The organism is Mucilaginibacter pankratovii (genome assembly GCF_014773265.1).
GTDB lineage: Bacteria > Bacteroidota > Bacteroidia > Sphingobacteriales > Sphingobacteriaceae > Mucilaginibacter > Mucilaginibacter pankratovii.
This window is the reverse complement of record NZ_JACWMY010000024.1, coordinates 1-5223: the sequence shown is the minus strand read 5'-3', so window position 1 is coordinate 5223 and position 5223 is coordinate 1. Positions and strand designations below refer to the sequence as shown.

Genomic DNA, 5223 nt, shown 5'->3' with positions numbered 1-5223 from the left:
TGGGAAAGGCCTCATCAAGGTATTAATGGTAAAAAACCTATTGAAATGTGCACCCTAAACAACAAAAATTAAAACCGCTAATCTGTCATCGAATTACTAAACCCTTACAATTGCGAGGCACGAAGCAATCTCTACGTTGGACAAGCGGATTTGCAAAGCGGCTCTACTTGCCGGGAGATTGCTTCGTACTTCGCAATGACGCGGTGGAGAGTATAAAGCAGAAAAGCGAGGAAAACCCTCGCTTTTCTGCTTTATACTTTGTGCAAACCGCCCACTGGCAACTGCAAACAGCCCACTGCAAACCGACTACTGCACCAAATTCAGCTCATTCTGAAATATCTTGGCGTACTTCCGCCTGTCGAACTTGTAGAGTTTGGCGGCACGGTACGATACGCCTTTCTGTTTCTCGTCCAGTTCCTTTAAAAAACCGTAGCTCAGCATCTTCTTGCGGAAGTTGCGCTTATCCAGCTTTTTGTTCAGCACCGCCTCGTACAGCGATTGCAGCTGTGTAAGCGTAAATTTCTCGGGCAGCAGCTCAAACGCAATAGGCTGATAATTCAGCCTGCGACGGATCTTGTTAAAGCCCGTGTTAAAAATTTCGCTGTGATCGAAGGCGAGCTTCGGCAGATCGTTCACCGGGTGCCAAAAAGCCGATTTGGCGTAGTGCGTGACCGGTTTTACTTCTTTTTGCCCGTTAATACGGATCAAAGCGTAATAAGCAACGGTTATAACGCGCCCCTGCGGGTGGCGTTTCACCTCGCCAAATGTATGGAACTGCTGCATATGCAGATCGCGAAGGCCGGTGAGTTCGTATAAAATACGCTCGGCGGCATCATCAATACTTTCATCTTGCTCAACAATGTAACCCGGTAATGCAAGCCAATCTTTAAAGGGTTCCTCATTACGTTCAATGAGCAGAATCTTTAATTCGCCGGCTTCAAATCCAAAAATTACACAGTCAATAGAAAATACCGAATCAAATGTTGGTAACTTTACTTCCAAAAGTAGTTCTATTAGGTTTTATCGTTTAAATATATACCTTAAAATTCATTCCAAAAATAATAAATTAAATTTAATGGTGTAATTTCGACACCTTATATTCGTGGCTACAAATTTACATCTGTAAAAATGCGTAAAATTTCAAAAATAGCAGTTCTTACTTCTGGAGGCGATGCGCCGGGCATGAACCCCTGCATCCGCGCCGTGGTGCGTACTGCCATATATAATAAACTGGAAGTTGTAGGTATAAGGCAAGGATACCAGGGCCTTATCGACAACAATATGTACGATATGAACACCCGTTCGGTTAGTAATATCCTGAATTTGGGTGGCACTATTTTAAAAACCGCCCGCTGCCTCCCCTTTCGTACCGATGAAGGTATGGAACAGGCTTACAACAATATTAAAGCACAAGGCATAGATGGCATAGTAGTTATAGGCGGCGATGGTACCTTTACCGGCGCGCTGCGTTTTTCTAAACGTTTCCCGGATATTGCTGTAATGGGTGTCCCCGGCACTATTGATAACGATCTTTACGGTTCTACCTACACTTTAGGGTTTGATACCGCTACTAATACGGTAATAGAAGCGATAGATAAGATCCGCGATACGGCCGATGCGCACGACCGCCTCTTCTTCATCGAAGTAATGGGCCGCGATTCGGGCGCTATTGCCTTGCGCGCGGGAATCTCCTGCGGAGCAGAAGCAATCTTGCTGCCAGAGCGTGCTACCGCGATAGACGACCTTATAGAGAGCCTTAAAGCGGGCCAGTTCAATAAAAAATCATCCAGCATTGTAATTGTTGCCGAAGGCGATAAAAGCGGTGGTGTGTATGATCTGGCCGAACGCGTACGCGGGCAGGTTAAGTTCTACGACATTAAGGTTACCATTTTGGGCCACCTACAACGCGGCGGAAGCCCGTCGGCATTTGACAGGATACTGGGCAGTCGCTTAGGCTTCGCAGCCGTTAACGCCCTTATAGCCGGTAAATCGCAAATGATGGTTGGGCTTGAGGCTAACCATATTAAATTAACAACACTGGAGGAGGCGCTTACACAACATCAGTTTAAGCTGGAAGACGATTTGATGCAGATGTCAGAAATCCTGTCTATATAAATGATAGCGGTTGTATATAGCGGATCTAATAATGCAGGCTGGCGTTTGGCTTACAAAGGGCGAACTGTCGCTTCTTTTAATACGAATGCCATTAATCCCTATTTTAACGATGAGAAATACATCACCCAACTGCTAAACCGCAACATCAACCTAATACACCACGCCGAAGAAATAAGACGTATTTATTTTTTTGGTGCCGGCGCTTCTTCAGACGAGCGCAAGAAGGTGGTGCAGGACGCCCTGGAAGCATTTTTTAAATTTGCTAAGGTAACCGTGGAGCATGATATTGCGGCCGCTGCTATTGCCTGCTGCAAAAACAGCCCCGGTATTGTAAGCATCTGCGCAAGCGGCACCAACGCCGCCTGGTACGATGGCAAAAAAGTAAAACCAAATAATTTTGGCTTAGGCTACATCCTGGCCGACGAAGGCAGCGGTAACTGGCTGGGCAGGCAGCTCATCAAAAGCTTTATGAATGAGTCGCTTCCGGCACATTTACGCAAAAAATTTGTGCATAGCTATGATGCCGACCGCAAGACCTTATTAGAGAAAGTTTACCGCAAAAAAGAGCCTGCATTATACCTCAGCTCCTTCAGCGAGTTCTTTTCTGAGAACAAAAACGACGTTTATCTGCGCAGTATCATTAAAACAGGATTTACTAAGCTGATTGATACCTATTTATTACCTTTGCGCGCGGAACACCCGGATGCCCCTATTCATTTCGCAGGCTCGGTGGCCTCCAATTTCCAGGATTACCTGGCTGAGGCCGCAGAAGAGCGGGACATTAAAATAGCAGGCATTGTAAAAGAACCTATAAACAATTTGTTGACTTATTATTCAAATAAAAATTAGAAAAATCATGAAAATAGGAATTAACGGCTTTGGCCGTATCGGTCGTTTAGCTTTCAGGGCTGCAATTGAACGTGAAGGTGTTGAAATTGTTGGTATTAACGACCTTGTTGAGCCGGATTACATGGCTTACATGTTGAAATACGATTCAACCCATGGCCAGTTCAAAGGCACCATTGCTGTTGAAGGCGGCCACTTGGTAGTAAACGGTAAAACTATCCGTGTAACTGCCGAGAAAGACCCTGCAAACCTTAAATGGGATGAAGTAGGTGCAGAAGTTATTATCGAATCTACCGGTTTATTTTTAACCTTAGATACTGCACAAAAACATATTGACGCAGGTGCAAAGAAAGTGGTAATGAGCGCTCCTGCAAAGGATGATACCCCTACATTTGTAATGGGTGTAAACCACAAGCTGTTAAAGGCTGAGCAAACTATCGTTTCTAACGCATCATGTACCACCAACTGTTTAGCGCCTATCGCTAAAGTATTGGATGATAAATTCGGTATCGAAGAAGGCTTAATGACTACTGTACACGCGGTTACAGCTACCCAGAAAACAGTTGATGGCCCGTCTGCTAAAGACTGGAGAGGTGGCCGTGGTGCTTACCAAAACATCATCCCTTCATCAACAGGTGCTGCTAAAGCGGTTGGTTTGGTTCTTCCACAGTTAAAAGGTAAATTAACAGGTATGAGCTTCCGTGTTCCGGTTGCAGACGTTTCTGTTGTTGACTTAGTTGTACGTTTAAAAACGCCAACTTCATACGAAGGTATCAAAGCTGCAATGAAAGAAGCATCTGAAGGCGAACTGAAAGGCATCCTTGGTTACACCGAGGATGAAGTTGTATCTGAAGATTTTAAAGGTGATGCACGCACATCAATTTTTGATGCAAAAGCAGGTATCGCTTTGAATGATAACTTCGTGAAAGTAGTATCATGGTACGATAACGAGTGGGGTTACTCAAACAAACTGATCGACCTTGTACAAGAAATTGGTAAACTGTAAGGTTGAGCAACTTCTTATCTATAAACAGAAAGCCTTCCAATTTGGGAGGCTTTCTGCGTTTATAGGAGTGTGGCGGTGGGGACACCGCCACAAGGGATATATACCCCCTCCCGGAAGGCGGGGGTGCGCTCACGCCGGTTATAAAACCCTACCCCGAGGCGGTACCCACCGCCGGTTATAAAACCTCTCTCCGCGAGGCGGTGTCCTCACCGCCGATTACGCCCTCTCTCCCCGAGGCGGTGTCCTCACCCCCGATTACTCCCTCTCCCCCGAGGCGGTGTCCTCACCCCCGATTACGCCCTCTCTCCCCGAGGCAGTGTCCTCACCCCCGATTACTCCCTCTCCCCCGAGGCGGTGTCCTCACCCCCGATTACTCCCTCTCTCCCGGGGCGGTGTCCTCACCCCCGATTACTCCCTCTCCCCCGGGGGCGGTGTCCTCACCGCCGGCTTTAGAAAAATTAGATCATTTTGTTATTTTCGTAAATGGAACTAAACACCATTTATTTTTACACCGTTGCTATTGTTGATTGGACACATCTCCTCAAACCCGACCGTTTTAAAACCATTGTTTTAGATAGCCTTATTTGGCTGGTAAATAATAAAAAGATAAAAGTTTATGGATTTGTGATAATGCCTAATCACATTCATATCCTTTTGGAAAATATTGCAATGAACGGCAAAGAAATGCCTTACGTAAGCTTTATGAAGTTTACCGGACACCGGTTTTTGGAAGAATTACGAAACTCCAATGACCCCTTACTTCAGAAATTCGAAGTGGTTACCAACGACCGCAATTACCAATTCTGGCAAAAAGATGGCCTGGCTAAAATAGTGGGAAGCAGAAAAGTATTGGAACAGAAATTAGATTACATGCACCTTAACCCTTTACAAGAACATTGGAATTTAGTTACCGATCCCAACGACTATTATTTTTCGTCCTGTTCGTTTTATGAGTTAGAGGATAAAAAGTTTAGCTGGCTAACGCATTATATGGACGAATTTTAGTTTACGCCGAGTTCGTGGCGGTGAGGACACCGCCACGGGGGAGAGGACACCGCCTCGAGGAGAGGACACCGCCTCGGGGGAGAGTAAAGAATACTCATTAAAAGCACTTAGGTTTTCCAAAAAAGGCGGTGTCCTCACCATAGCCGTTAACTTAAGGGATTAAATATATCATCAACAATCTGAAAAGCCGCTTTTTTGCCTTTTTTGGGTTCAATAAGCAAATGTTTTATAATGGGAAAGATGAATAATTC

At 45.3% G+C, this 5223-nt stretch carries 5 protein-coding genes; 4 read left to right on the top strand and 1 reads right to left on the bottom strand.

Annotated features, from left to right (window positions below):
* Positions 1–306 precede the first annotated feature (306 nt).
* Positions 307–1002 carry an NUDIX hydrolase gene (locus IDJ77_RS27430; protein WP_191192200.1) on the bottom strand — a complete coding sequence of 232 codons (696 nt, stop codon included), beginning with the start codon at positions 1000–1002 and terminating at the stop codon, positions 307–309.
* 126 nt (positions 1003–1128) lie between these two features.
* On the opposite strand from IDJ77_RS27430, the gene pfkA reads away from it, so the two are divergent.
* The 4 genes from pfkA (at position 1129) to IDJ77_RS27410 (ending at position 4972) form a co-directional block, all read left to right on the top strand.
* A complete protein-coding gene (pfkA, locus tag IDJ77_RS27425; RefSeq protein WP_191192199.1) occupies positions 1129–2115 on the top strand; it encodes a 6-phosphofructokinase in 987 nt (328 codons plus the stop codon).
* A complete protein-coding gene (locus IDJ77_RS27420; RefSeq protein WP_191192198.1) occupies positions 2116–2964 on the top strand; it encodes a hypothetical protein in 849 nt (282 codons plus the stop codon).
* A 7-nt stretch (positions 2965–2971) separates the two neighbouring features.
* Complete coding sequence (gene gap, locus IDJ77_RS27415) at positions 2972–3967, top strand: type I glyceraldehyde-3-phosphate dehydrogenase (RefSeq protein ID WP_191192197.1); 996 nt, start codon at positions 2972–2974, stop codon at positions 3965–3967.
* A gap of 483 nt (positions 3968–4450) precedes the next feature.
* Positions 4451–4972 carry a transposase gene (locus IDJ77_RS27410; protein WP_191192196.1) on the top strand — a complete coding sequence of 174 codons (522 nt, stop codon included), beginning with the start codon at positions 4451–4453 and terminating at the stop codon, positions 4970–4972.
* Positions 4973–5223: the final 251 nt, after the last annotated feature.

Excerpts from the sequence above, each read along its gene's own strand:
- pfkA (WP_191192199.1), top strand. The coding sequence starts at position 1,129 with ATGCGTAAAATTTCAAAAATAGCAGTTCTTACTTCTGGAGGCGATGCG.
- IDJ77_RS27420 (WP_191192198.1), top strand. The coding sequence starts at position 2,116 with ATGATAGCGGTTGTATATAGCGGATCTAATAATGCAGGCTGGCGTTTG.
- gap (WP_191192197.1), top strand. The coding sequence starts at position 2,972 with ATGAAAATAGGAATTAACGGCTTTGGCCGTATCGGTCGTTTAGCTTTC.
- IDJ77_RS27410 (WP_191192196.1), top strand. The coding sequence starts at position 4,451 with ATGGAACTAAACACCATTTATTTTTACACCGTTGCTATTGTTGATTGG.